This window comes from Psychrosphaera sp. HA2-10 (assembly GCF_055693745.1).
In genome coordinates, this window is record NZ_CM146341.1 from 1,310,345 (window position 1) to 1,335,960 (window position 25,616).

The window sequence follows — 25,616 nt, forward strand, 5'->3', positions numbered from 1 at the left end:
AAATCATATAACAAAACCTATATCAAACTCTATTTTATCTCAAAACTTATTAATATTAGTGGAGAATGTCATCGTGCAGGAATATGTACTCTGGTATCAAGAATTAGGAATGAACGACGTCAATCAAGTTGGCGGTAAAAATGCGTCATTAGGCGAAATGATCAGTAATCTCGCCAATGCTGGAGTGAAAGTACCCGGTGGTTTCGCCACAACGTCTTTCGCCTTTAACGAATTTTTAGAGCAAAGTGGCTTAGAAGCACGAATCCATGAATCTCTGGATAAACTAGATGTTGATGATATAGCTGAATTAACTAAAACTGGGGAACAAATCCGTAATTGGATTATAGAAACTCCGTTTACTCCAGCATTAGAAGCCGCATTAGCAGAGTCTTATCAAAAATTAGCGGGTGAACTAGGTGAGCAAGCATCATTTGCAGTTCGCTCTTCTGCAACGGCCGAAGATATGCCTGATGCGTCTTTTGCAGGTCAACAAGAAACGTTCCTTAATGTAAAAGGTTTAGACGCCGTAAAGGTTGCAGTTAAACACGTATTTGCATCATTGTTTAATGACCGTGCCATCTCTTATCGTGTTCACCAAGGTTATGACCACAAGGGTGTCGCTTTATCTGCAGGTATTCAACGCATGGTGCGTTCTGACAAGTCATCGTCAGGTGTTATGTTCTCCATCGATACTGAGTCTGGCTTTGAAGACGTGGTATTTGTAACGTCTGCTTTTGGTTTAGGTGAAATGGTTGTTCAAGGCGCCGTAAACCCCGATGAATTTTATGTGCACAAGCCAACTTTAGCAGCAGGCCGTCCAGCTGTTGTTCGTAAAACAATGGGCAGTAAAGCAATTCAAATGATTTATGCCGATACACAAGAGCATGGCAAACAAGTTACTATTGAAGATGTTGATCCAGCTCGTGCGAATGAGTTCTCTCTTACTGATGATGAAGTCATGGAATTGGCAAAACAAGCCGTTACGATTGAAAAACATTACGGCCGTCCAATGGATATTGAGTGGGCTAAAGATGGTTTAGACAATCAACTTTATATTGTTCAAGCAAGACCTGAAACTGTTCGCAGTAATGAAGAAGCTAATGTTATTGAGACGTTCCAACTAGAACGCCGTGGTACGGTTAAATGTACAGGTCGTGCTATTGGTCATAAAGTAGGGTCAGGCACAGCAAAAGTATTAAAGTCAATTGCCGATATGGACCAGATCCAGCCTGGTGATGTATTAGTTACAGACATGACTGACCCTGATTGGGAACCAATCATGAAGCGTGCATCCGCGATTGTTACGAACCGCGGAGGTCGTACTTGTCATGCAGCGATTATTGCTCGTGAATTAGGTATACCAGCAGTTGTTGGTTGTGGTGATGCAACATCATTAATTGAAACAGGTGATGAAGTAACAGTGTCATGTGCTGAAGGTGATACTGGCTTTATCTATGGCGAAGTACTCCCATTTGAAGTAGTAACATCAAAAGTTGATGAAATGCCAGATTTACCGGTTAAGGTAATGATGAATGTTGGTAACCCCGACCGTGCTTTTGACTTTGCTCGTCTGCCACATGCAGGTATCGGTCTTGCGCGTTTAGAGTTTATTATTAACCGCATGATTGGTGTGCATCCAAAAGCATTATTAAATTATGATGCGCAATCAACAGATATTAAAGATGAAATCGATGAGCTGATCGCCGGTTACGAATCACCAGTTGAGTTTTACATCAACAAGCTTAAAGAGGGTATTGCAACTCTAGCCGCGGCGTTTTATCCGCAAAAAGTTATTGTTCGTATGTCTGATTTTAAATCAAATGAGTATGCAAACTTAGTGGGTGGTGAGCAATACGAGCCAGACGAAGAAAACCCGATGATAGGCTATCGCGGAGCATCTCGTTATATTTCTGATTCATTCCGTGACTGTTTTGCACTTGAATGTGAAGCGCTAAAACGTGTTAGAAATGATATGGGCTTAACAAATGTAGAAGTTATGATCCCGTTTGTAAGAACTGTATGTGAGGCTAAACAAGTATCGGAACTACTTGTAGAACACGGTTTAAAACGAGGGGAAAACGGACTGCGCGTAATTATGATGTGTGAATTACCATCAAACGCATTATTAGCCGATCAGTTTTTGGAGTATTTTGACGGGTTTTCGATAGGTTCAAATGACTTAACGCAACTTACTTTAGGGCTTGATAGAGACTCTGGTTTAATTGCACATTTATTTGATGAGCGAAATGAAGCGGTAAAAGCGCTATTGTCAATGGCAATAAAAGCTGCGAAGAAAGCTGGTAAATACGTTGGTATTTGTGGTCAAGGGCCTTCGGATCATGAAGACTTTGCAAATTGGTTAGTAGAAGAGGGTATTGACTCAGTTTCTTTAAACCCGGATACGGTATTAGAAACTTGGTTATATCTTGCAGAGCAAGAGCAGAAACGCTCTTAGTATTAACCTTTCGGTAACTTACACTCATTTAAAGCCAGCTTAATTGCTGGCTTTTTACTTTCCGTGACATTTTTTAAATTTTTGGTTTGATCCACATGGGCACTTGTCATTACGCTCTATCTTGATAATAGGAACATCAAACAACTCACCTGAATCATACTTCCATTCATCGTTTTCTTTTATGAATATCGACTTTTCATAAATCTGTTGTAAGTAACCATCGGCAATAAAGTCCGCTTTAAATTCCACCGTATCATTTTCAGCGTTAATAATTTCTAAGTTTGTAAAGTCACAATTTTGACAAGCAGTACGTAATTCTTTAACACTAAGTTCGGCTTTCAGTTTTTGTGAGCTTGTTTCGAATAGATACTCACACTCACCAGTAGCAAAAGCGACATAACGAGAACGCATTAAGTCTAAAGGTGTTTCTGCGACTAGAGACCCAGTTATAAGATCGTTACAAACACAATGTGCAGACTTTAAATTGCAGGGACAAGAAAAAGACATTTATTTTCTCTTATAAAATTTAATGAGCGTGAAGTATGCCATCAATGTTATCGACATTTAAAGAGTGAATTGCGATGGCTGCATCGGTTCCTTTTTCGAAAATTACTCTTTGCTGCGCTTCACTCATCGCATTATCCCAAAATATGACTGCTGAGCATGTATGGTGCTTAATAGCTTCGTTTGCAGTGTAGAATACATCTTGGCAATGCTTCTTTTGAAAAACAATAACTTTATTAACATCTATACTATTTTCAATTAGGTAGTCTTTTGTTGGACAGCCTTCCGGAGCGATTAATAATATCCAACCGGGTAAAGTGCTGTAAGCTTTTAAAAGACCAATTAGATCTAAGTCCCCTTTTTTAATACTATTCAAAGGGTTAAGTTGGTATTCTGTGTTTGCTGAAATTATATTGTTTAACATATTTATTAACTACTGGATAAATGAACAGTAGTTGTAATTTAGTCTGTTTTTTGTACCGCTGCAAGTGTTTTTTACAAATATATTACTGGAATTAAATTGAGAAATATTTATCAATACGGCCTTATAGCAATCGTTTTAATATTTGTGATGTCACTTGTTTATAGCAGTGTTTCTACGTTTTATGCGTTAGATGGGTTGAGAATAAGTGATAGTGAATTAACAACCCATATCGATAAGTCGTGGGCTGCCAGTGAAACAGACACTGATAAAACTCTAATTATTGAAAACTTGAATTTTGAAAGCTTCGGTAAAACAATAAACTGGGGCTTTGATGATAGAACATTCTATTATCGTTACATAATTTCTAATTTATCGTCGGTAGACCAACGTTATTCTGTTTATTTTGACAATCCTACAATCGATAGTATTTATATTTACAGTAAGGATAATGGTTCGGTTAATTTTGTGTCGCGGTTTGGTGATGCTTACGAAGAACAAGCAAGGTTAAATAATAGAAACACAAGTAGAGAGTTTTTAGTTCCTGCCAATAGTAGTAAAACAATATATTTTAAAACGCAAACCACGGGTTCTGCATTTTTGCCATTACTTGTTTTTAAGACTGAAGATTTTGCACGATATAAAACTGCTATTTTCATGGTTTGGGGAGCGTTTATTGGCTCAGCTATTGTAATGACGCTCTACAACATTATTTTGTATGCTGGGACAAGAGAGAGTATCTATTTATATTACATTGGATACGTTTGTGTGTTTTTGTTGCAACTTGGCACTTTACATGGATTTAATGTCTATCTAGTCCACGACTCCATATATTACTTTCTATCAAATAATATTAACGTCTTGAACTGTATTCTTTGTTTTTTTACCTTGTCTTTAGCTTTACATTTTTTGAAATTAAACAACTCAACTTATTCCGTTGTTCGATTTACACATACCTTCAAATACGTGTTACTTATTGCGTCGGTTATTTTCCTATTTTTAAAAGAGTCGACTGCTGCAATACCCTTTTTCTTTTTACAAGCGGTTACCTATGTGCTTGTACTTGCGTTATTGGCAAAAGGCTTCCGTGAGCATATACATTGGACAAAATTTTATATTATCTCGTGGTTTCCATTGTTCCTAGGAGCGGCTATTGGATCTCTTATGTTTGCAGGGCAATTAGATTACTCGTTTTGGAATAGACATGCGGCGTTACTTGGTGTTCTAGCAGAGATGTCATTAATTTCTATGGCGCTCGTACAACGATTAAGAGCAACTGAGCAGGTTCGATTATACGAGGCTACACATGATCAACTACTTGGAATTGCCAATAGAAGCCTTTTTCAAAAGCGTATAGACGAATTGAGACTAGACAAAACAGTTTATGACTTTTCAGTTTTAACCTTTTCGGTCCATAGATACTCTTTCATTAAAGCCTATTTACAAGACAACCTGCTGAAAGCAGTGGCGTTAGTGTTTTTAAAAAATATAGAAGAGCTTTTGAGCTTAGATCTGATGTTGATTGAGATAGATGCATCGTCTGAAATTAAATCTGCAGGGAATATACAGGAAGGGGTGTTTGCGTTCTTAGTCATAAGCAATGATGTTGTGTTATTGGATGCAGCATTAAAAAAACTCGTGGAGCAGCAACCAGTAACAGTTAAGTTAGATGAACTTGATATTGAAGTTAATATTAATTTTAATATCGTTGTTACCTCATATCTAAATAGCTCATGCAAAACGATTGACCTTATTGATGATACGCTCAAAGCGATAGAAATAGCTCACGCTAAAAATTTACCAATATGTATACTCGATGAGTCACTTAGAAAAGACATCGCAAAAGTCAAAAGCCAAAATCTTTATGTACAAGACACAGCATCTGTTTCAAAAATCGAATATTTATTTCAACCCCAAATTGATATCAACAAAAAAAAGTGTATAGGCGCAGAAATTATACCGTTTATTTGTAATAAACGGACCGGCGAGTCAGAGCCCGTTAGGACTACAGATTTTACAAATAGCCTAAGCTTATCAACCACAATAATTGAAAGTTTATTAGAACAAGCCTGTGAGCACTTAAAATCTACCCGGCGACACACAAATGGCTCAGAGTATACCTTAACGATTAAGCTGTGTTTAAACGAACTAGATTTAGATAGGTTTGTTAAAGTCATAAAACGGAAAATAAGTACTCATAAAGTCGATGCGAACCAATTTGTTTTGGAATTGACTTGCAATGATATAGACGTTAACGACGCTTTTCTTTTGCCTAACATCAAACAATTAGAGACGCATGGCTTTTTATTAAGCACAAATTTCAGCACGGTGTCTAGGATGATAAGTTATAAATTATTTCCAATGATGTATATTCGTTTCGGGGCTGGTTCTATAATGGAGACGAAAGAGGGTGAAATTAATCATAATAGAATTCTAGCTGTCACCGCGTTTATCAAAACACTCGCAAATAAAGCATTGCTTGAGTTATCAAAAGAAGACTTTTACTCGATAGACTTTATTGATAATGAAAACTTAGTGGTACAAAGTAGCGCGCTAGCTCAGCCAATGAAGCAGGAACATTTCCTGCTTTTTCTAGATAAATATAACAGGAAAGAAAGTGAATAAGAAAAGTAGTATAAAGCAATGGCTAATGGTGATATTGGTGCTGTTTCCTATTTTATTGATTTTGGTCAATTTGAGCTTGGTAATAAATGAGGTGACAGACTCTAAAATTAGCCGCGATAATTTTTTCTTAGATATTCAATTTAAACGCTATTTATCAAATAACGATAAGCCAATCGATGTTGTTACACATGAACTGCAACAGGCTCCGAATGAGACGCTTAATGCTAATAGCGGAGGTTTTGGATTAGACTATAGATGGCATTCATTATCTTTAAAAAATGTTGCTAAAGAAAACCTTGAATTAGTTCTTTTATTTGATAATCCAACGTTGGATGTCTTAGAGATTTATACTGAAAGTGAATACGAACAACCGTTATTTAGACTCAATAAATACTCCGAAAAAAGGTCAGCCTCGTTGGCTGCAATGCCCCGAATTGATTTAAATATAAATAGCGATGTTGTTAAAAGGCTAATAATAAAAACACAGACAGATGGTAGCCCTAATTTACCAATACTAATTTTTCATAAAAAAGATTTCGATCAGTATACAGAAGCGGTGTACCTCCTCTGGGGAGGCTTTATTGGTATAGTGTTATTGATGAGTATATATAATCTGATTTTGTACGTCGGAAATCGGGAAACTTTATACTTGATTTATATCGCATACATTACACTTTTTCTTGTTGTTCTTTCTGTTTTACACGGATTCGGAGTTTTCATATTTACACCGCCAATATATAAATTTATTAGCCAATATTTGATGTTTTTTTATTTTTGGCTTGGCATAAGTTTACTCGCGTTTACTATGTATTTTTTAAAGTTTAATAGTGCAACAGATTCAAATATAACTAAAGTCACTCGCTTTTGTATAATATTTTTAGGTTTATTATCTTTTATTTCGTTTTTTATACCAGAATACCAAACCGCCAATTTTTTCTTTCCAATACAAACACTTATTTATATCTTGTGTTTAGTTATGGTGATCAGAACATTTAAACATAATTCAAATTGGGCGAAATATTATGTCCTATCGTGGTTTCCCTTGTTAGCTGGCGCTGCAATTGGGACTATGTTTATGGTAGGCGCGATCGAGTACACTTTTTGGACGAGGCATGCAACTATGCTTAGCGTTATGTTTGAGATGGCGTTTATTTCAATGGCGTTAGCAGAGCGGGTCAGAATCAGTGAGTCTCAAAGACTATACGAAGCGACTCATGATGCTTTATTTGACTTGCCGAACTTCAGTGCATTAAAAACTCAGACAACTAAACTAAATAAACAAGAAGAGCTTGCAAATTATTCACTTATACTAGTAAAGGTTTGTAACTTTCCCTTTCTAAACAATACATTGTCCCGTGATGAGCTTGTCGAGCTAATGATCTCTTTCTCTTCTAACATCGAATTGAATTTATCGCAAAACCTTATGGTTTTGGAAACGGAGGAGGGTCATCTTAGCAATAAGGTATATGTTGTTGCTGAGGGAGTTTTCGCGTTTTTAATTTCCAGTAACGATCTTATTTTGATGTCTGGAGTGTTAAAACAATTACCGAATAAAATAATTAATAGATACCCTCAGGAACATAGCGACGTATTGATTGATTATAAAATAGGCGTCTCCGCCACGAGTAAAAATCACGCTACAATTGACGTTTTATATCAGCAAGCAAGTCTAGCGTTGGAGAAAAGCGAATATACGCAGGATATATGCTCATTTTTTACTGAAAATATGGCAAGTCAACAAATTGAGCTATTACGAAATATTGCAAAAACTCGAGATGCGTTGGGCAACGGTAGCAATTTCATTTCTGTTACACCACTAACAATATCTAGTCCTAGTGACTTTGTTTTTTATGAAATACAACTAGAAAATAGTGCTTTTGACGCTAATTATCAATCATTCAAATCTCTATATGACTTTTGCAAAGAGGCGGGCTTGTTGACTGTTTTATATACAAAGTTACTGTCCCAGTGCTCTGACATTATAGGGACTTATAATATGGGAAAGCTATCTAAAATGGCATTTATGATACCTATCAGTATTGATGTTCTGCGAGATCGTAATTTTGTAAAAGAGGTAATTAAAGTAAAGCGAGAATTGAGCCTTTACCCGAATCAAATTGTCTTGTGTTGTATAGATTTTCCATCTCTACGCGTTTCTCAAAATATATTAAATGTATTAGAAGAGTTAAATTTTTTAGAGCTAAGGCTAGCAGTAAATCTTAAGGAGCTTCCCTCATCTTGGCAACAAGAGGCCATAAGAAGCTATTTTGAATACTTATTCATAGATAAAATTGAAGAAACAGAAAATGTTTTATCAGTTAGTAACCAAGATGTAGTAAACGCTTTAACAACAAAACTAGAATTAAAAACTCTATTTAGATAAAAATATTAATAGGCATTAAAGAGGTAAATTTAGCATTAAAAATGCCTCTTTAAGCCTTTTAATGAGCATGGGATCAGTCCCTTTGCTTGCTGCTAAGTAAAACTCTTCGGATAGCTGTTTAAATACATATATAGTTTTAAAGTCGGTGGTATTACACCCTGTTGTTTGGCAATAATATTCGGTAATTAACCTATTAGAAGGAATTGCGGTTATGCGTTCTTTTTCTAACATTTTCATAGTAGAAAATGTATTCACAATTTCTACTAGCTGATCACCAAATAGAAAGCCTTCACTCGCTAAAAAGTCAGCCACGGCATCTTGCCTTTTGACTCCTATTTGGATATTCCGTAACTCACTTAAAGATTTAACAGGCTCAAGTGCATTGTCTTTTAATGTAATGAGCTCGGTTGAAACATCAGCCACTTTGCCTATCCAAATAAACTTGTCTTCTCGTTCAGGAGTTCTAACTATTGAAAATATAATTGTATTAGGTCTGTTTAAAGCGACCTTGTAAGCTCTAGCCCACGGCATAACTTCAATACTGTGATCGGGTAATACTATTCTAAGCAATTTATTTATTTCGTTACCAACGCTTCCACCAACTAAGCGGTTGTCCTTACCGATCTGAAAAGGAGGTAAATGCTCAGTAACTATCCTTATTTGACTAACTTGAGCGTGGACATTAAAGGTAAATAATAAAAGGATGATGGATATAAAAAGTGCTTGTCGTTTTGTTGTAAACAAAATGTAGATAACCCATTAAAAAAACTATCTTTAATTAATAGACGTTTATCTATAATCTCGCCAGTTACTAAGACATATTATCGTTAAATACACATGGAAAAAAACCAACACAGAGCAATTCAATACGCGTTAATCGCAGTTTTGCTGTGGTCAACTGTTGCTACAGCATTTAAGTTAGCATTATCCTCAATGTCACCAATGCAATTATTGACTATTGCCTCCGTGTCGTCATTTACGATTTTGTTTGTAGTTATACTGTTAACCAAACGACAGCAAGAGCTTTTAATTATTCTAAAAACCAAGTGGAAACGTTTTGCGTTGTTTTCTTTACTAAACCCTGTTGCTTATTACTTGGTTCTATTTAGTGCTTATGATCGTCTACCAGCCTCTCAAGCACAACCTTTAAACTATACATGGGCTATAGCACTAACTTTAATGAGCGCTATATTTTTAGGCCAAAAGATCAGAGTAAAAGATTGGTTAGCGTGTGGTTTAGGATACTTGGGTGTTTTAGTTATAGCGACAAAAGGGCAACTGCTTGACTTGACGTTCACTGACGGAATAGGGGTGGCGTTGGCATTAATTTCTACTTTTCTTTGGGCTAGTTATTGGATACTGAACACAAAAATAAAAACTGACCCAATAATATCGGTATGTCTATGTTTTTTGTTTGGCACCATTTGGTTAGTACCTCTGACTCAATACCTCTATGGTTTTAATGATATTACTAGCACCTCAATCCTAGCAGCAGTATACGTAGGTGTTTTTGAGATGGGGGTTACCTTTGTTTTTTGGTTAATGGCAATGAGATATGCAGAAAATACATCAATGATCAGCAACTTAATATTTATCTCACCTTTTATTTCATTATTGTTACTTCACTTTATAGTCGGTGAAGAGATATTTATATCAACAGTTTTGGGGTTACTTTTTATTGTCATTGGATTATTGATTCAAAACGTGAAAAAGAAACAGCATTAATGTTTAAGCACTCCGTGACGTAGTAATTAAAGGCGTATTCTGTCAGATAATTTTACAGATTAATTCCTAGCCAAGGTTTATTCTATTAAATTCAGTTTGTTATGAAATGGAGCGATAATTGCTTGATTTTACGTTAAATCATGAAATCGAGTTTAGGAGTGGCGTTTAGTGAATAACAGAATAGCTGTAATATTTGTCGGTGCTTTATTATCTTTGAGTATGTTTAACAAGGCTTATGCTGGTCCGATTGATATAGAATATGACAGTGTTGGTAATTTACCAGATGCAACTTTTGGTGGGTCTGGTATTAGTAACGATAATGTGGCAATTACCTCATACATAGAGCAAATATGTACTACGCGTTGTAGAGATTCTGGCGTAATAATTACGTTAGGCTTACAAGCTCACGGTCGCTACAATAGCAGTCTTGTGAGTACTGACGGTGCAGGCACATATTACGCACCAATTGGAGCTAGTATCCCAAATGGCTCGTCGTTAATGGGGAGCAGCTGGAATTTTGACTACTATATCAATGTCGAAGGTTCTGATTTTTCCATTTTTGATTTCCGTTTGTTATATGACTTTAATCCCTCGGTAGCAAATGAAGAATCAGATCATGGCATTTTAGATATTAATAGTGCACTGGCTACTTTCCCGGGATCTAATCTTGCGGATATATCTCGAAACCAATCTTCACAAAACTTAATGTTTAACTTTTTAAGCACTCCGTCACCGTTTATAACTGTACCAACGGACGTTAGCTCTTTTGATCCAAATGCTGTTGGCGAATATACGTTTGCGTTAGCTGCATACAGAGGGAATCAAGAGGTGTCTAGAACAGCAATACGTGTTGTTGCGCAAAGTGTTGATGTTCCAGAGCCTAGTTCGTTTGCTATTTTGATGCTAGGTCTTATCGCGATGGGACGTCGTATAAATAGCTAAACCGTTGTAAAAAATAAATAGTTAGATAGATAGAGGGTTACTTAGGTAGCCCTTTTTTTATGTTTAAAATACATAATAAAGCGAGTAGATATAAAACATCAGAATATGAAGAATCGTGAACTAATTGATTGTTTATGCTGAAAGAGAAGTAAGTGCTTGAAAATGATGGTACAACCGAGTGGATTCGAACCACCGACCCCCACCATGTCAAGGTGGTGCTCTAACCAACTGAGCTACGGTTGTATAAAGAAGTGTCTTGAAGACCGTTGTATGCTAAACAACGATGTTAATAAGTGCAAGCCGTTTTATTCTAAATTTAAATCAACTGCTTAATTTCCCAACAAATTAGTGAATTTAAAAGCGTTAACGACGTATACCTGTCAAACGAATTAGGATCATGGACAAATCTTTTATATAGTAGGGCCTCATCGATAAAGGGTATTAATAATGTTTACTGGTATTGTTCAAACAAAAGCGACAGTAATAGGAATTACTGGTCATGATACGTTTAAAAGCATCTGTCTATCTGTCGGCAATGAGTTTTTAGAGCGCTTAAATATAGGAGCGAGTATTGCCATCAATGGCGTTTGTTTAACGGTGACAAAATATGAAAATCAATTGTCAGATGTAGTTGGGCAAGTTTATTTTGATGTCATAGATGAAACACTAGAAAAAACTAACCTGCGCAGCTTAAAGCAAGGCGATAAGGTTAATTTTGAAAGAAGTGTTACATTTGGAACCGAGATTGGTGGACACATAGTGTCTGGACATATTCATACCACGGCACTGTTAACAAATATTGAAACAACGCAAGATAACGTTAAGTTGACACTAAGCCTCGATGAGCGCTGGATGAAGTACATTTTACATAAAGGTTTTGTCGGTGTGAATGGTTGTAGTTTAACCGTCGGTGATGTTAGCCGGAATAGTTTCGCGTTGCATTTAATTCCAGAGACACTATCCATAACAAATTTAGGTAACTATGAAATAGGCAGTGAAATCAACATCGAAGTTGATCAACAAACTTATACAACGGTACAAACAGTAGAGCGTTATCTTAAATCACAAAACCGATATAGTAACTAAAAGTCAAATTAGGTAATGTAAATTACTTTTTTTAATATATTTGTTCATCGTCAGCATCAACTTTTAGTTCTACTTTCTGGCGGATCTCATCTAGATGAGTATTTAAGTGAATTGCGTTACAGCATGCAGCACAATCTTCATAATAATCTTGATCGCCATTACTCATATCGAATTCAAAGCTAACATGATGCCCACAATGTGGGCATACTATAGTTTTTGTAAATGTGTCCATAAGCCTTCCTAAATTAGGCTTTACTTCCCCCATTTATACTGCGGCCGCCATCTACAGCCAAAATCTGTCCTGTAACGTATGAAGCTTTGCTCATATATAATATGGCTTCAGCGATATCCTCGGGAGAACCCAGCCTAGCTAAACCTATTTCGCTTAAGACTTGCTGCTTGTCTTGCTCAGATAGATCATTTTCATGCCAGAGTATCGCACCAGGTGCAATACCATTTACTCTAATATTAGGTGCTAATTCTCTAGAAAGCGATTTTGTCAGCATCACTAATCCGGCTTTTGCCATGCAATAAACCGGGTAATCTTTAAGCGGTCTATCAGCATGTATATCTACCATGTTGACAACGTTACCTTTATTTTTATTTAACTCGTCTTGTAGGTGTTTAATTAAAAAGAAGGGGGCTTTTAAATTCGTACCCATTAAGTCGTCCCAAACTGATTCAGTCACGTCATTAACTTTTGTTGGGTAAAAAGACGAAGCGTTGTTAACTAGCATATCTAATCGACCAAAAGCATCAATAGACTGTTGTGCTAATGACTCCAATTCTTCAAAGTTAGTAATATCAGCCGCAACACGTTTTGCTGAATCTGGTCTTATTGTATTTAGTTCCTGAACAAATAAATCAGCAGCATCAGTTGAGTTATTACAATGAACGACAATGTTATATCCATTTTTGTGAAGTAAAGTCGCGGTTTGTTTTCCAATTCTTTTTGCTGCCCCTGTGACTAAAACGGCAAGATTTTTACTCTTCATTTGTATTCTCTGTGTCATTAACTTTCAATTTATGGAAACTGTACGGAGGAAACTCTGTACTGGCTTAAATTTATCTACATAAAAGCAGGTATCTGGCTTGAGATCTTATGTTAGATAAAATAACATTCGCGCTAGACTTATGTCACTCTCTGGGCTCTAGTTTAAACGGATTGTAACCGTTTAACATGCCAACTCTTAATAAATTATAATGTATAAGCGACGCATTGTAGGCGCCGCCACTGTACTAAGGAAATAAAATGCCTGTTATTACTCTTCCTGACGGTAGTCAACGCTCGTTTGATCATGCTGTTTCTGTTCTTGATGTTGCTGGTGACATTGGCCCTGGTTTAGCAAAAGCGACCATAGCTGGTGTTGTTGATGGCAACCGCGTTGATGCAAAAGACTTAATTACCGAAGATGCTAAATTGCAAATCATCACGGCCAAAGACGACGATGGACTAGAAATTATCCGTCACTCTTGTGCGCACCTATTAGGGCATGCGATTAAGCAATTGTTCCCAGATGTAAAAATGGCAATTGGTCCTACTATTGATAACGGCTTTTATTATGATGTAGACCTTGATCACTCTTTGTCTCAAGACGATATTGCTGCTATTGAAAAGCGGATGCTTGAATTAGCAAAAACGAATTATGAAGTTGTTAAGAAAACCGTTTCTTGGCAAGAAGCTCGTGACGCTTTTGAAGCGCGTGGCGAGACTTATAAATTACAAATCTTAGATGAGAATATTGATAAGTCGGACAAACCTGGCTTATATCATCACGAAGAATACATCGACATGTGTCGTGGTCCTCACGTTCCAAACATGAAGTTTTGCCAACACTTTAAACTGATGAAAGTGGCTGGTGCATACTGGCGCGGTAACTCTGATAACAAAATGTTACAGCGTGTTTACGGCACAGCATGGGCTGACAAAAAGCAACTTAAGGGTTATTTAAAGCGTTTGGAAGAAGCTGAGAAGCGCGATCACCGTAAAATCGGTAAAGCGTTAGATTTATTCCACTGGCAAGAAGAAGCGCCAGGCATGGTATTTTGGCATAACGATGGTTACGCTATTTATACTGAACTAGAGCGCTTTATTCGTCGCAAGTTAACTGAATATAACTACGATGAAGTTAAAGGTCCATTAATGATGGATAGAAGCTTGTGGGAAAAATCAGGTCACTGGGACAAGTACGCAGACAACATGTTTACTACAAGTTCTGAAAACCGTGAATATGCTATCAAGCCAATGAACTGCCCAGGTCACGTGCAAATTTTTAATCAAGGCCTAAAGTCCTACAGAGACTTGCCATTGCGTATGGCTGAGTTTGGTTGTTGTCACCGTAATGAGCCATCTGGTGCATTACACGGTTTAATGCGTGTTCGTGGCTTTACTCAAGACGACGCTCATATCTTCTGTACTGAAGAGCAAATTCAAGAAGAAGTCATTGGCTGTATTCAAATGGTTTTTGATACATATAAAACGTTTGGTTTTGAAAATGTATCAATTAAACTTTCTACGCGTCCAGAACAGCGCGTAGGTAGCGATGAAATTTGGGATAAAGCAGAAAAAGCACTAGCTGATGCGTTAGAAGCAAATGAATTAGAGTATGACTTGCAACCTGGTGAAGGTGCATTCTATGGTCCTAAAATTGAATTCACATTACATGACTGTTTAGGTCGTGCTTGGCAATGTGGTACGGTTCAAGTTGATTTCTCTATGCCAGGTCGTTTAGGTGCAACTTACGTTGGTGAAGACAACGAACGTAAAACACCAGTTATGATCCACAGAGCAATTTTAGGTTCGTTAGAGCGCTTTATTGGAATTCTGATTGAAGAGTACGCCGGTCTTCTTCCAACATGGTTGGCCCCAAAACAGGTAGTAATTATGAATATTACCGATTCACAGGCCGAATATGTGAAAAATGTGGAAGAAAAGCTGAAACAAAGTGGAATTAGAGTCATTTCGGACTTGAGAAATGAGAAGATAGGCTTTAAAATCCGTGAGCACACTCTTAAGCGTATTCCGTTTATGTTGGTTGTTGGCGAAAAAGAGAAAGAATCGGCACAAGTTGCAGTTCGAACTCGAAAAGGTGACGACATGGGCTCTATGCCAATCGATGACTTTATCGCACAATTTAATGAAGTAGTGAGCAAATACGAATAATATTCGTAACTAATATCGAGCATCGCAATGAGTATAAAATTATAGAAAACGACTCGCGATGCTTTATTTATAATTTTTTTGGAGGATTTTGCCATTAGAGCGCAAAACAAACGTGGCCAGAAGGCTGCTCAAAACAGGTTAAATGAAGAAATTACCGTTCAAGAAGTTCGATTAGTCGGCGTTGAAGGTGAACCTTTAGGTGTTGTTTCTATTAAAGAAGCATTAGCAGCGTCAATTGAAGCAGGAATGGATCTTGTAGAGATCAGTCCAAATGCTGAGCCACCTGTTTGTAAAGTTATGGACTACGGCAAATTCCTATACGAAAAGAGTAAAGCTCAAAAAGAGCAAAAGAAGAAGCAAAAACAGATTCAGGTTAAGGAAATTAAATTCCGTCCTGGAACTGATGAAGGCGATTACCAGGTAAAACTACGCAACCTGCGTCGCTTCATTGAAGCTGGAGACAAGGCGAAAGTCACTATCCGCTTCCGTGGTCGAGAGATGGCTCATCAAGATATCGGACTAGATCTACTAAGACGTGTTAAAGCGGATTTAGAAGAAATTTCTACGTGCGAATCTTTCCCTTCACGTGCTGAAGGTAGACAGATGATCATGGTACTCGCACCAACTAAGAGCAACTAAGCTCTTAAAATAGTCGGTAGGTAAGGCCTTTAACAAGTAATTGGTGAGTTTCGACAAACCAGTTCGCCTTAATACCATTTTAATTAACACTCTAACAATGCGGAGTCTAGGCAATGCCTAAAATGAAAACTCATAGCGGCGCGGCAAAGCGCTTTAAAAAGACTGCCTCTGGTGGTTACAAACGTAAACAGTCTCACTTACGTCACATTTTGACTAAGAAGAGCTCTAAGCGTAAACGTCACTTACGTAGCAAGTTAATGGTTTCTTCAGTAGATAAGCCGTTGATCGATCGTATGTTAGCTGGCGCTTAAGAGAGGAGACTGAATAATGGCAAGAGTAAAACGTGGTGTACAAGCTCGCAAGAGTCACAAAAAAGTACTAAAGGCAGCTAAAGGTTATTACGGAGCACGTTCACGTGTTTACCGCGTAGCATTCCAAGCTGTAACAAAAGCAGGTCAATATGCATACCGTGACCGTCGTCAAAAGAAACGTGTTTTCCGTCAATTATGGATTGCTCGTATCAATGCAGCGGCTCGTCAAAACGGTTTGTCATACAGCAAATTCATGAACGGCTTGAAAAAGGCGTCTATTGAAGTAGATCGTAAGATCCTTGCTGACATCGCTGTTCACGACCAAGCAACATTCGCTGTTTTAGTTACTAAAGCAAACGAAGCGTTAGCTGCTTAATCAAGCCAAAATTTGATTTTGATGAAAGGAAGCCTAGGCTTCCTTTTTTAATGCTCTCGATTTATGTAACACTATTTTACTGAGCTGACCTGAAGCTAATCTTTACAAAACGCTCTGATAGGTCTGCAGAATACATTGAGTAGGCATCTTCGGTTTTAGTTAAAACCATGTTTGCGGGTATGAAACATGGTTTATTAAATTCTACCAATAGTGATCCATTTTTATTGTCTTCCTCTAACATCACTTCGTTTATCGCTAAGTGGGCGTTGTACATGCCGTGGACTATGGCACCTTTGAGACCAAACCGCTTTGCTAACCAGTTACTGATGTGAATAGGGTTATAGTCTCGAGAAATCGAAGCGTAATTTCTAACCATTTTTTGTGTAATCTTGTAGCTTGCTAATTCCGTCGATATGTTATTGTCTTGTGATACAGAAGCGGAGCTTCCTTTGTAGTAACGATTCTTGTCTAACATCTTGTTAATATTAACGATAGTAAGTTCTTTATTCTGCCAAACCGAAGTTCTAATTTCATAAAGGATACCTTTTTCATTTTCTGTAGCTGACATTAATTCAACAGAGACTACCGACGGCAGTCGCCAGTTTTGTTTCTTTAAAGGGATTATTTCGGATGAGATATGGATTAATCCAAGTAAATTTGAAGGGATACTGCTTTGACAAATACATTGGAGCATCAGTGGAAACGTCGCGTTAAATACAAAATTAGGACGGTGGTCGACAGAACCAAATAAACTCTCAAAACCATTTAGAACTTTATAATGTGGGAAGAAGTTATCTACACTAATAGCAAAAGGCTGAAATAGTGCTAATTCACGCGGGGTTCGTGTAATTGCGCTATAAATTAACTTAGTGAATGAAAAAGGTGGCTGTTGAATAACCATGATAAAGTTTATTTCCTTATTCTTGTTGACTCTGTTAAGTATACGAGTAAACGCCGAAACTAACACTATCAAGATATCATCCGGAGTTGCTCCTCCCTACATTATGGAAGAAGGCAGTTCGACAGGTTTTATATCAAAAATAGTTCACAAGTCATTAGACCATAGTAATAATAAACCTCAATTTATTTTTACTAACTGGACGAAAGCGCAACAAGCCGTTGATCTTGAACATCACTTGTCTTATTGGTGGCAGAAAAATAACGAGCGAGAGAAAAAGTGGCTTTTTTCTCAACCGATCTACAAAGCTGAGTTTGTTTTTTTAGCTCGAAAGGCTGTGCGTTTCTATTGGACACGCTATGACCAATTGCGACCTTATAAAATAGGCTTATCGAGGATTCAGAGTTATGGTCCGCAGTTTGACTCCTATGTACAGTATTTAAACACAGAACAACTAATATCTGATTACACGGGCATTAAAGCTCTTTTGAATAGTGAGCTTGATGTAATTTTAATTGAAAAAGCGTTAGCTAAATATTTACTTGGATACTTTTCGAAAAAGGATAATGAGCAGTTAGAACTGCTTGATGAACAAGTAATTTATACCGAGCCGTATTACTTAGTTTGTGCAAAATCGTTTGTTCAATGTAATTATTTGATAGAAGTTTTTAATGTTGGCCTTAACGAGGTAAAATCATCAGGTAGTTATCAAGCAATTGTAGAAGAGTTCTTCGAGGGAATAAATGAAAATTGAAGTTTTACCAGTGACGCCGTTTCAACAAAATTGCAGTATCATAATTTGTACTGAAACTAATAAAGCAGCAATAGTTGATCCAGGCGGAGAAGTAGATCGCATTATCTCAAAGTTAGATTCATTAGGCGTGATTGCAGAGAAAATTTTAATTACCCATGCCCATATTGATCATGCCGGTGGAACCAAAGATTTAAGTGAAAGGTTATCTTTGCCAATTGAAGGCCCACAACAAGAAGATATTTTTTGGATAGATAGGTTATCTGACCAGTCAAGAATGTTTCAGTTTCCCGAGGCAAAACCTTTCGAACCAACGCGATGGTTGTCTCATAACGATAAAGTCACGGTAGGTAATTTAGAGTTTCAAGTTTTACATTGTCCTGGACATACTCCAGGTCACGTTGTTTTTATTAACCATAAGTATAAATGGTGCTGGGTAGGGGACGTTCTATTTAAAGGAAGTATAGGCAGAACAGATTTCCCTAGAGGCGATCACGATACATTAATAAATGCAATTAAAGAAAATCTGTTGCCATTAGATGATGATTATCAGTTCTTATCGGGACACGGCCCAACATCAACTATTGGGAATGAAAGGGTAAACAATCCGTACATCAACTAAGATGCAAGCGAGAACACGTTAGTCGCGGTTCTCGCACTCTTTTTTAACACAGTTACCATATAGATAAAGGCTGTGATTGGTAAGTTCAATACCATTGCGTTTTGCTACATCGTCTTGACGTTTTTCAATAACATCATCTGTAAATTCAAGAACTTTACCACAATCTAAACAAACCAAATGATCGTGATGTTTTTTGTTAGCAAGTTCAAATACCGATTTACCACCTTCAAAGTGGTGTCTTGTTACAATACCAGCATCGTCAAATTGGTTTAGGACACGATAAATAGTTGCTAAACCAATTTCTTCTTCGTGTTCCAACATCAGCTTATATAAATCTTCGGCACTGATATGTTCGTCTTTAAGAGACTTTAATAGTTCTAAAACCTTTAAACGGGGCGAAGTCACCTTTAATCCGGCGTTTTTTAATTGAAGATCATTTTCACTCATAAAGCTTTTCTTTTAATTAATTCTAATTTCATTATACGCATAACAGACTACATTAGAACCGTAAAAACAGTTCTAATGTAAAATAGTTATGAATTATGCGATACGGCCCCAAAGGTCATATTCATCAGAATGCTCTATTAAAACATCAACTAAGTCGCCTGGTTTTACATCTTTTTCTTCATTTAAGTAAACCATACCGTCAATTTCTGGCGCATCTGCATAACAACGACCAATAGCACCTTCTTCATCAATTTCATCAATCAGTACCTTCATTGTAGTGCCAATACGTGCTTTTAATTTAGCGGTACTAATCGCTTGTTGTTTTTCCATAAAGCGAATATATCGTTCTTCTTTAACTTCTTCAGAAACGTCACCACCAAGCTCATTAGCCTTAGCCCCTTCAACTGGGCTGTATTTAAAGCAACCAACTCTGTCTAATTGAGCGACATCCAACCAGTCGAGCAACATTTGAAAGTCTTCTTCAGTTTCACCAGGGAACCCAACGATAAATGTTGAACGTATGACAATCTCAGGGCAAATATCTCGCCATTTTTGAATTCGTTCTAATACTCTTTCTGCTTGTCCTGGACGTTTCATTGCCTTCAAAATTTTAGGACTAGCATGTTGAAAAGGAATGTCTAAATACGGTAATAATTTACCTTCGGCCATTAACGGTATTGTTTTATCAACGGAAGGGTAAGGATAGACGTAATGTAAGCGAACCCACATACCCATTTCGCCAAGCTTTTCACACAATGTTTTCATGTCCGTTTTAATCGGCATGCCGTTCCAAAAGTCCATTTTGTGTTTAACATCTACACCATAAGCACTAGTGTCTTGAGAGATTACTAATAACTCTTTAACACCCGCTGCTTTTAAACGCTCCGCCTCAGATAAAACCTCGCCAATTGGGCGACTAACTAGGTCGCCACGCATTGATGGAATTATGCAGAACGTACATCTGTGGTTACAACCCTCAGATATTTTTAGGTATGCAAAATGTTTTGGAGTTAACTTAACGCCGTGATCAGGAATTAAGTTTTCAAAAGGATTGTGTTCTGGTTTCGGCAAGTGCTCATGTACTTGATTAAGGACTTCTTCATAGGCATGAGGTCCTGTAACTGCCAATACATTTGGGTGAATCTCTCTAATTTCATCGTCTTTAACACCTAAACAACCAGTTACGATAACACGGCCATTTTCTTTCAACGCTTCGCCAATGGTATCTAAAGACTCTTGAACGGCACTATCAATAAAGCCACAAGTATTCACAATAACCAAGTCTGAATCATGGTAAGTATTAACCACCTCATAACCTTCAGTGCGAAGTTGAGTTAAAATACGTTCTGAGTCGACTAAGTTTTTTGGGCAGCCTAAACTTATGAAACCGATTTTACTCCCTACATCAAAAGATTGACCTTCCGTTAACGTAGCCGCACCTTGTGCTTTATTTTGCTCTGCAATTACCTTAACTGGAGTTTCAAGCGTTGTTGTTTTGTTTGGAGTGAATTTTTCGACTGTCATACTTTGCCTTCTTTAATTGAACGTTCGAGCAGGGCATTTAGAATAGCCCTGCCGAATTTGCGCAAGATTATACAGGATAGAAGGGAACCTGAGTAGTAATACCTGTATTAACTGTTGAGCTCAACTAACTTGAAACTTGCACCATTGCTGCCGTCAACTAAAATTTGGCATTTACCCCAAGATTTTGGGATTACCCATTGATTATTTTCTTCGACAGTAAAAGTATTACGCTTGTTATCGCAACGAACATCTAATTTATCTAGGTTGCCATTTATACTCTGAATTACAAAAGAATTTCGAGACAATCTGTGTCGCCAAGTACCAGACTCAGTCAGATTTACGTTACGAACAATTAGTTTGTCGCTGGCGATATATTGCTCAATGTTTTCTGCGTATGGTGCTAATGCTTGTTTTGTGTTTTTTGCTTGGTCAGACGTTAAATAATCAAGGCTATTAAAAGTGTATAGAGCGTCGTTAAAGCGCTGTTGTTCAGACTCTAAGATGAACATCCGATGCAAATTACGAACGGTCGTACCTTCGGGTAACCTGCCACTGTAATTTGCATATTTAGGCTTGTGAGTTGCTTTATATAGATGTTTTAATTCATTGGTTTTGTCGCCCCGCAGTAAATAGTATTCTGCGTTTAAATAGTGAAACCATGTAAGCTCAGTTAAGTTAGACGTCTCTGCCCATTTAGCTTCTGATAATTCAATCTCTAATTTGTTTAGCTCTTTGTTTTCCAATAGAGCTAATGCACTGTCGTAAAATTTTCTGAACCGTTTTGACACGCTATTATTATTCAATGAAAAATCAAATTGAAGTTGCGAATCGCACTGTTGAATAGCCTCGCCATTTTTTTGAGCAGGTGAGTATTTCCACTTTTTTATGGCTTTTAATGCTGCACGTTCAAAGGCAATGTCTCCCGCAGAATCGATGACTATTGGCTCTATTACACTTCCATCAGTATCGATTACAAAACTCATCTGGACCCATCCTTCTTTTCCCTGTCTAACTGCGCTTGAAGGGTAAACTGGCTCTTTGCGTATGATTGGTGTTGCATTAACAACGGATTCTACTAGACGAGCTGTTTTGATATCAGGGTTTGGAATATTTAATTCTGAACCTGCGAACGCATGCATAGAGAATACTACTGAAAGAGCTATTGGACTCAGTTTTTGGATATGGCCTGATACCTTGCGTGAAAAGCGTTTCATATTATTCCCTCAATTATTGAATTTAGATTATCAAGAATTTAAAAAGGTTTTGCAAATGTAGGGTCTGACATAAAATATGTACTATTCAAGGTAAATTACGTAGGATTAACACTATATTTTTATTAAGCCATCAATAAATTATAGGTGTAATTTGTATATAAAAAACTCACTATTAGTTTGCATTCAGGGGCTGACTTTAAGTGCATTAGAAGTAAATCGGTTGATGCACCCGTTAGTTGGCGGCGTTATTCTGTTTTCTAGAAACTTTGCGAACAGCAAACAGTTACGAGAGTTAATAAGCCAAATTAAAAACATTAGAGGAGGAGAGTTAGTTGTTTCAGTAGACCAAGAAGGGGGGCGTGTACAGCGCTTTCGAACAGATGAGTTTACTAAAATTCCAGCAATGGGGTGCTTCTATGACTATTTTGTGAAACATGACAAGTTAAATGATGACTCATTTATTCGAACTACACTAAATAGCGCCGGTTTTTTGATGGCTATGGACTGTAAAGCTCATCATATCGATTTTAGCTTTGCTCCAGTACTAGATTTAGAGCGCGGTTCAGACGTAATTGGAGACAGAGCATTCCATTCAGATGTAGCGGTTACCCTAAAGTACGCTAATTACTTTATTGAGGGGTTAAAACAGGCAAATTTCCCATCAATTGGAAAACACTTTCCTGGGCATGGTTCTACAAAAGAAGACTCACACTTTCACTCACCTATAGACAAAAGAAATCTTGCTGATGTTATTGAGAACGACGGGAGTGTTTTTAAAAAACTCATAGAGCAAAACATGCTTGATGCAATAATGCCAGCTCATATTATTTTTGAACTAATTGATAGCAAGCCTGTAGGTTATAGCTCAATGTGGCTTAGCGAAATCCTCAAAAAGAGGTTAGGATTTGAAGGTTGTATTTTTAGCGATGACTTATCAATGGTAGGTGCTGGGCAAAGTGAAAAAGGGGAGCTTAGTTATAAATCTCGATACTCAAGAGCAATTAAAGCAGGTTGTGATGTGACTTTAATTTGTAATCAACCTGAAGAAGTTGATCAATTTCTAAAAAGCGTGGACCCAAAAGAGGTTGAAGTTTCGAAATCTGCATTGTCGCTATTATTATCCCGATATCGAGGTAGCTCGCCAGTAAAACCAAATAAAAGCGAGCTATTAGTGAACAGCCAACAACACTTAAGCTCAGCAAGAGAGCTTATGGCAGATATTTTATCTTAATTACAACGTGCAACGTTGAAACGGTCTGGAAGTTTCTTGCCAGCGACTGAAGGGTCGCGAGTATTGTTTAGTTTAGCGACAACATTTTTGAAAGTACATTGCGAGGCCGCATTTCTTGAAAGTTGAAATGGTGTGGTGCGTTTTGTAACTATTTCAATTCGCTCGATACCGTCGTCAACAGGCGCTTCTAACTTTATAGTATCGTTTTTATCGAAGCGCAGAGGGACCTTTTGGCTAACTAAGTTTGATTTATCGTCTTCAACCCAAACCATAATTTGGTTTTTAATATTTGAAGCACGTAGTAAATGTTGTTCTGATTCGTTCAATTTTACTTTTATAGGCAAAAACGCTTCTTGAACTCTATCAGTAGAGTTATCTATGGACTGTAAGGCTCTTAAATACAGTATGTGAGGGCCTGGTTTAATACCATTTCCGTCGGTACGCTTTCCATCAAAACCGACAACACCGATATAAAAAACACTAGTGTCATTCTTAGTTAGGAAATAATTTATAGAAGTCGTTTTACCAATGTCTGATTCATTAGGAGAAGTAGCACATGCACTTAAAAACAACAAAAAGAAAGTTAAGTAAATAATTTTCATTAATTTTATCCTTATTTATATAATTAGATTAACCGATCCATTACTAATCTAATATGTGTAAAAACAAACTATTTATCAATATAAAATCTAATGATAATAGTGGTTTATTTCTAAAAATTAATCAGAAACTATAACTATTTAGCCGAGGATGTTATAAATTGGCAGCTTTTGAAGTTTAGTAAAATGGAGTATCAATGCTTTTAAAAAAGCAAAGTTTAATTTGGTTAGCGCCACTTATAGCGGTTTTCGCGGGCATTATGACGCTTGAACTTGGCCAACCTAAAGAAATTGCCATAACGTTAGCAATAACTGTTTGGGTTGGAATATGGTGGGTTACAGAAGCGGTACCAATTCCATTTGCTTCACTTGTCCCATTTGTGTTTTTACCTGCATTTGGAGTTATAGACTTTAAACAAGCCTCGTCTGCGTTTGGAAGTCATGTAATTATTTTGTTACTCGGCGCGTTTTTGTTAGCAAAAGGGTTAGAGTCTTCTGGTGTTCATAAACGCATTGCTTTTAGCATAATAAATGCTATCGGTGGAACCAGTGCATTTAGAATAGTATTTGCATTTATGGTGGCAAGTAGCATTTTGTCAATGTGGATATCTAATACCGCAACAGTACTTGCTTTAATTCCGGTAGCCACAGCAATTGCGCTGTCAGCAAATAATAGAGACTTTGCCGTTGCACTACTATTAGGACTAGCGTTCTCAGCAAGTATTGGCGGTGTGGGAACACTAATAGGTACACCGCCAAACGTTATATTTGCATCAGTATACGAGACCTTTGCTGGTCAAGAGTTCGGCTTTGTAGAATGGATGAAATACGGTATTCCAGTTGTAATTGTGACAATTCCGGTTGTTGCTTTGTATTTAAGTCGCGGAATTTCACTTCAACACAAACTAGAGCTACCAGAAGTTGGAATTTGGCGAAAAAGCGAAAAACGAGCGTTATTAATCTTTTTTATCATTGCGATGATGTGGATATTTAGGAAGCATCCTTTTGGCGGTTGGGCAGAGTTGACAGGCATAGACCAAGTCGGCGACGCGACTATAGCGCTGTTTGGAGCAATGTTAATGGCCATTGTAATAGGTGACGATGACAAACCGATTTTAGATTGGCAGCAAGCAAAAACGATTCCTTGGGATATGCTTATTCTATTTAGTAGCGGTATTTGTTTAGCAAAGGGCTTTGCAGCATCTGGTCTTAGTGAATTAATTGGACAGCAGCTATCATCTGCTTTTGCTTTGCCGATGTTTTTACTATTGTTGTCATTATGTTTAAGTTTATCGTTTTTAACGGAAGTAACATCAAATACAGCCACTGCCACTTTATTTATGCCAATATTAGCGAGCGTGGCCATAGAGAAGGGGATTCCTATTGAACTAATAATGATCCCGGCGGTAATTTCGTGTAGTTTCGCGTTTTGTTTGCCAGTTGCAACGGCACCAAACAGTATTGTATTTGCGTCAGGACAATTAACAATTTCTGATATGGCCAAAAAAGGTATTGGGTTAAATGTTATTGGAGCGTTTATTGTTTCCACAGTGGTTTACTTTATCCAGTAACCCTCTTTTACGTGTCAATTTCATCGAAAAGCTGTGTCCAGATGCAAAAAAACCAGCAGTGCTTATATCACCTGCTGGTTTTTATTACTTTAATAAGAACGCTTAATACTTTTTAAAGCGATTAATTCG

The 25,616-nt window shown here is 37.3% G+C and carries 24 protein-coding genes and 1 tRNA gene; 14 read left to right on the forward strand and 11 right to left on the reverse strand.

Annotation, left to right across the window (positions count from 1 at the left end; all coding sequences use genetic code 11):
• Window positions 1-73 precede the first annotated feature (73 nt).
• Window positions 74-2,455 (forward strand): phosphoenolpyruvate synthase, encoded by a 2,382-nt coding sequence (gene ppsA, locus ACZ1GV_RS05955; RefSeq protein ID WP_472675668.1) that lies wholly within the window; start codon window positions 74-76, stop codon window positions 2,453-2,455.
• Between the two features lie 54 nt (window positions 2,456-2,509).
• Here ppsA and ACZ1GV_RS05960 read toward each other — a convergent pair whose 3' ends face one another.
• Together ACZ1GV_RS05960 and ACZ1GV_RS05965 are read right to left on the reverse strand one after the other, a co-directional pair.
• On the reverse strand, window positions 2,510-2,962 hold the full coding sequence (locus ACZ1GV_RS05960) for a YchJ family protein (RefSeq protein ID WP_472675669.1): 453 nt from the start codon (window positions 2,960-2,962) through the stop codon (window positions 2,510-2,512).
• A gap of 19 nt (window positions 2,963-2,981) precedes the next feature.
• A complete protein-coding gene (locus tag ACZ1GV_RS05965) occupies window positions 2,982-3,383 on the reverse strand; it encodes a hypothetical protein (RefSeq protein ID WP_472675670.1) in 402 nt (133 codons plus the stop codon).
• Between the two features lie 96 nt (window positions 3,384-3,479).
• Here ACZ1GV_RS05965 and ACZ1GV_RS05970 point away from each other — a divergent pair, with 96 nt between their 5' ends.
• Together ACZ1GV_RS05970 and ACZ1GV_RS05975 are read left to right on the forward strand one after the other, a co-directional pair.
• Window positions 3,480-6,005, forward strand: coding sequence for a 7TM diverse intracellular signaling domain-containing protein (locus ACZ1GV_RS05970; RefSeq protein ID WP_472675671.1), 2,526 nt, complete (start codon window positions 3,480-3,482; stop codon window positions 6,003-6,005).
• A complete protein-coding gene (locus tag ACZ1GV_RS05975; RefSeq protein WP_472675672.1) occupies window positions 5,998-8,388 on the forward strand; it encodes a 7TM diverse intracellular signaling domain-containing protein in 2,391 nt (796 codons plus the stop codon). The genes ACZ1GV_RS05970 and ACZ1GV_RS05975 overlap by 8 nt, the downstream gene beginning before the upstream one ends.
• 15 nt (window positions 8,389-8,403) lie before the next feature.
• Here ACZ1GV_RS05975 and ACZ1GV_RS05980 read toward each other — a convergent pair whose 3' ends face one another.
• Window positions 8,404-9,132 (reverse strand): substrate-binding periplasmic protein, encoded by a 729-nt coding sequence (locus ACZ1GV_RS05980; protein ID WP_472675673.1) that lies wholly within the window; start codon window positions 9,130-9,132, stop codon window positions 8,404-8,406.
• A gap of 93 nt (window positions 9,133-9,225) precedes the next feature.
• Between ACZ1GV_RS05980 and ACZ1GV_RS05985 the strand changes: the two genes are divergently transcribed.
• Together ACZ1GV_RS05985 and ACZ1GV_RS05990 are read left to right on the forward strand one after the other, a co-directional pair.
• Window positions 9,226-10,113, forward strand: coding sequence for a DMT family transporter (locus ACZ1GV_RS05985; protein WP_472675674.1), 888 nt, complete (start codon window positions 9,226-9,228; stop codon window positions 10,111-10,113).
• A 168-nt stretch (window positions 10,114-10,281) separates the two neighbouring features.
• Window positions 10,282-11,055 carry a PEP-CTERM sorting domain-containing protein gene (locus tag ACZ1GV_RS05990; RefSeq protein WP_472675675.1) on the forward strand — a complete coding sequence of 258 codons (774 nt, stop codon included), beginning with the start codon at window positions 10,282-10,284 and terminating at the stop codon, window positions 11,053-11,055.
• Between the two features lie 166 nt (window positions 11,056-11,221).
• Here ACZ1GV_RS05990 and ACZ1GV_RS05995 read toward each other — a convergent pair.
• Window positions 11,222-11,298: transfer RNA gene (locus tag ACZ1GV_RS05995), tRNA-Val, on the reverse strand.
• Window positions 11,299-11,502: 204 nt separating this feature from the next.
• On the opposite strand from ACZ1GV_RS05995, the gene ACZ1GV_RS06000 reads away from it, so the two are divergent.
• The gene (locus ACZ1GV_RS06000; protein ID WP_472675676.1) at window positions 11,503-12,141 is read left to right on the forward strand and encodes a riboflavin synthase subunit alpha; all 639 of its coding nucleotides are present in this window, start codon (window positions 11,503-11,505) and stop codon (window positions 12,139-12,141) included.
• A 31-nt stretch (window positions 12,142-12,172) separates the two neighbouring features.
• Here ACZ1GV_RS06000 and ACZ1GV_RS06005 read toward each other — a convergent pair whose 3' ends face one another.
• Entirely contained in the window at window positions 12,173-12,373 is a 201-nt protein-coding gene (locus ACZ1GV_RS06005) for a CPXCG motif-containing cysteine-rich protein (RefSeq protein ID WP_210559530.1), read from the reverse strand.
• A gap of 13 nt (window positions 12,374-12,386) precedes the next feature.
• Entirely contained in the window at window positions 12,387-13,136 is a 750-nt protein-coding gene (locus ACZ1GV_RS06010) for a pteridine reductase (protein ID WP_472675677.1), read from the reverse strand.
• 257 nt (window positions 13,137-13,393) lie between these two features.
• On the opposite strand from ACZ1GV_RS06010, the gene thrS reads away from it, so the two are divergent.
• The 4 genes from thrS (at window position 13,394) to rplT (ending at window position 16,630) form a co-directional block, all read left to right on the forward strand.
• Window positions 13,394-15,304 carry a threonine--tRNA ligase gene (gene thrS, locus ACZ1GV_RS06015; protein ID WP_472675678.1) on the forward strand — a complete coding sequence of 637 codons (1,911 nt, stop codon included), beginning with the start codon at window positions 13,394-13,396 and terminating at the stop codon, window positions 15,302-15,304.
• 78 nt (window positions 15,305-15,382) lie between these two features.
• Window positions 15,383-15,943: a translation initiation factor IF-3 gene (gene infC / locus ACZ1GV_RS06020; RefSeq protein WP_210559527.1), complete on the forward strand. Its 561-nt coding sequence runs from the start codon at window positions 15,383-15,385 to the stop codon at window positions 15,941-15,943.
• Window positions 15,944-16,056: 113 nt separating this feature from the next.
• Window positions 16,057-16,254, forward strand: a complete 198-nt coding sequence (rpmI, locus tag ACZ1GV_RS06025; protein WP_343822038.1) for a 50S ribosomal protein L35 — start codon at window positions 16,057-16,059, stop codon at window positions 16,252-16,254.
• A 16-nt stretch (window positions 16,255-16,270) separates the two neighbouring features.
• Complete coding sequence (gene rplT / locus ACZ1GV_RS06030; RefSeq protein ID WP_208832356.1) at window positions 16,271-16,630, forward strand: 50S ribosomal protein L20; 360 nt, start codon at window positions 16,271-16,273, stop codon at window positions 16,628-16,630.
• 76 nt (window positions 16,631-16,706) lie between these two features.
• On the opposite strand, the gene ACZ1GV_RS06035 is transcribed toward rplT, so the two are convergent.
• Window positions 16,707-17,531 (reverse strand): MaoC/PaaZ C-terminal domain-containing protein, encoded by an 825-nt coding sequence (locus tag ACZ1GV_RS06035; RefSeq protein WP_472675679.1) that lies wholly within the window; start codon window positions 17,529-17,531, stop codon window positions 16,707-16,709.
• On the opposite strand from ACZ1GV_RS06035, the gene ACZ1GV_RS06040 reads away from it, so the two are divergent.
• Window positions 17,530-18,282, forward strand: coding sequence for a substrate-binding periplasmic protein (locus ACZ1GV_RS06040; RefSeq protein ID WP_472675680.1), 753 nt, complete (start codon window positions 17,530-17,532; stop codon window positions 18,280-18,282). The two genes, ACZ1GV_RS06035 and ACZ1GV_RS06040, sit on opposite strands and share 2 nt — an antisense overlap.
• On the forward strand, window positions 18,272-18,901 hold the full coding sequence (locus tag ACZ1GV_RS06045) for an MBL fold metallo-hydrolase (RefSeq protein WP_472675681.1): 630 nt from the start codon (window positions 18,272-18,274) through the stop codon (window positions 18,899-18,901). The genes ACZ1GV_RS06040 and ACZ1GV_RS06045 overlap by 11 nt, the downstream gene beginning before the upstream one ends.
• An 18-nt stretch (window positions 18,902-18,919) precedes the next feature.
• Here the strand turns inward: ACZ1GV_RS06045 and fur are convergent, their stop codons facing one another.
• From fur to ACZ1GV_RS06060, 3 genes are all read right to left on the reverse strand, one after another.
• Entirely contained in the window at window positions 18,920-19,348 is a 429-nt protein-coding gene (gene fur / locus ACZ1GV_RS06050) for a ferric iron uptake transcriptional regulator (protein WP_472675682.1), read from the reverse strand.
• A gap of 93 nt (window positions 19,349-19,441) precedes the next feature.
• Window positions 19,442-20,872 carry a 30S ribosomal protein S12 methylthiotransferase RimO gene (rimO, locus tag ACZ1GV_RS06055; RefSeq protein ID WP_472675683.1) on the reverse strand — a complete coding sequence of 477 codons (1,431 nt, stop codon included), beginning with the start codon at window positions 20,870-20,872 and terminating at the stop codon, window positions 19,442-19,444.
• A gap of 107 nt (window positions 20,873-20,979) precedes the next feature.
• Window positions 20,980-22,086, reverse strand: a complete 1,107-nt coding sequence (locus ACZ1GV_RS06060) for an energy transducer TonB (protein WP_472675684.1) — start codon at window positions 22,084-22,086, stop codon at window positions 20,980-20,982.
• 151 nt (window positions 22,087-22,237) lie between these two features.
• On the opposite strand from ACZ1GV_RS06060, the gene nagZ reads away from it, so the two are divergent.
• Entirely contained in the window at window positions 22,238-23,317 is a 1,080-nt protein-coding gene (gene nagZ / locus ACZ1GV_RS06065) for a beta-N-acetylhexosaminidase (protein WP_472675685.1), read from the forward strand.
• On the opposite strand, the gene ACZ1GV_RS06070 is transcribed toward nagZ, so the two are convergent.
• Window positions 23,314-23,919 (reverse strand): hypothetical protein, encoded by a 606-nt coding sequence (locus tag ACZ1GV_RS06070; protein WP_472675686.1) that lies wholly within the window; start codon window positions 23,917-23,919, stop codon window positions 23,314-23,316. The two genes, nagZ and ACZ1GV_RS06070, sit on opposite strands and share 4 nt — an antisense overlap.
• A 194-nt stretch (window positions 23,920-24,113) precedes the next feature.
• Between ACZ1GV_RS06070 and ACZ1GV_RS06075 the strand changes: the two genes are divergently transcribed.
• Window positions 24,114-25,487 carry an SLC13 family permease gene (locus ACZ1GV_RS06075; RefSeq protein WP_472675687.1) on the forward strand — a complete coding sequence of 458 codons (1,374 nt, stop codon included), beginning with the start codon at window positions 24,114-24,116 and terminating at the stop codon, window positions 25,485-25,487.
• The last annotated feature ends 129 nt before the right edge of the window (window positions 25,488-25,616 follow it).

Bases quoted from the DNA above. Each gene is read 5' to 3' on its own strand.
- ACZ1GV_RS06060 (WP_472675684.1), bottom strand. From the start codon at position 22,086: ATGAAACGCTTTTCACGCAAGGTATCAGGCCATATCCAAAAACTGAGT.
- ACZ1GV_RS06070 (WP_472675686.1), bottom strand. From the start codon at position 23,919: ATGAAAATTATTTACTTAACTTTCTTTTTGTTGTTTTTAAGTGCATGT.
- rimO (WP_472675683.1), bottom strand. From the start codon at position 20,872: ATGACAGTCGAAAAATTCACTCCAAACAAAACAACAACGCTTGAAACT.
- thrS (WP_472675678.1), top strand. From the start codon at position 13,394: ATGCCTGTTATTACTCTTCCTGACGGTAGTCAACGCTCGTTTGATCAT.
- ACZ1GV_RS06010 (WP_472675677.1), bottom strand. From the start codon at position 13,136: ATGAAGAGTAAAAATCTTGCCGTTTTAGTCACAGGGGCAGCAAAAAGA.
- ACZ1GV_RS06035 (WP_472675679.1), bottom strand. From the start codon at position 17,531: ATGGTTATTCAACAGCCACCTTTTTCATTCACTAAGTTAATTTATAGC.
- ACZ1GV_RS06040 (WP_472675680.1), top strand. From the start codon at position 17,530: ATGATAAAGTTTATTTCCTTATTCTTGTTGACTCTGTTAAGTATACGA.
- ACZ1GV_RS05985 (WP_472675674.1), top strand. From the start codon at position 9,226: ATGGAAAAAAACCAACACAGAGCAATTCAATACGCGTTAATCGCAGTT.
- fur (WP_472675682.1), bottom strand. From the start codon at position 19,348: ATGAGTGAAAATGATCTTCAATTAAAAAACGCCGGATTAAAGGTGACT.
- ACZ1GV_RS06005 (WP_210559530.1), bottom strand. From the start codon at position 12,373: ATGGACACATTTACAAAAACTATAGTATGCCCACATTGTGGGCATCAT.
- ACZ1GV_RS06000 (WP_472675676.1), top strand. From the start codon at position 11,503: ATGTTTACTGGTATTGTTCAAACAAAAGCGACAGTAATAGGAATTACT.
- ACZ1GV_RS06045 (WP_472675681.1), top strand. From the start codon at position 18,272: ATGAAAATTGAAGTTTTACCAGTGACGCCGTTTCAACAAAATTGCAGT.
- ACZ1GV_RS05965 (WP_472675670.1), bottom strand. From the start codon at position 3,383: ATGTTAAACAATATAATTTCAGCAAACACAGAATACCAACTTAACCCT.
- rplT (WP_208832356.1), top strand. From the start codon at position 16,271: ATGGCAAGAGTAAAACGTGGTGTACAAGCTCGCAAGAGTCACAAAAAA.
- ACZ1GV_RS05960 (WP_472675669.1), bottom strand. From the start codon at position 2,962: ATGTCTTTTTCTTGTCCCTGCAATTTAAAGTCTGCACATTGTGTTTGT.
- rpmI (WP_343822038.1), top strand. From the start codon at position 16,057: ATGCCTAAAATGAAAACTCATAGCGGCGCGGCAAAGCGCTTTAAAAAG.
- ACZ1GV_RS06075 (WP_472675687.1), top strand. From the start codon at position 24,114: ATGCTTTTAAAAAAGCAAAGTTTAATTTGGTTAGCGCCACTTATAGCG.